We start from the raw sequence: 213 nt of genomic DNA, 5'->3' as shown, positions 1-213 counted from the left end.
GCACCCGCGGCGTCTCCAGGGCATGCGCCTGCTGCTCGCCGCCCTCGTGCCCACCGTCCTCCTCGCCGGCTGTGGGGGCACGCCGGCACCGTCCGCCGGCCCGCCGGCCGCGTCCTCGGCCTCGTCCTCGGGCTCGCCGGTGGCCTCGCCGGTGGCCGCGCCCGCGGCGGCGGTGCCGGAGGTCGACCGCGGGCGCGCGATCGCCGAGGCACC

At 82.6% G+C, this 213-nt stretch carries 1 protein-coding gene; it reads left to right on the top strand.

Annotated elements, in window-relative coordinates; all coding sequences use genetic code 11:
- Nucleotides 1-213: hypothetical protein (locus QWY28_RS24165; RefSeq protein ID WP_439117283.1), on the top strand; the 213-nt coding region annotated here is incomplete at both ends.

It is taken from the genome of Nocardioides oceani (assembly GCF_030412965.1).
GTDB classification, from domain to species: Bacteria; Actinomycetota; Actinomycetes; order Propionibacteriales; family Nocardioidaceae; genus Nocardioides; species Nocardioides oceani.
This window is presented reverse-complemented; position numbering and strand designations above follow the sequence as displayed.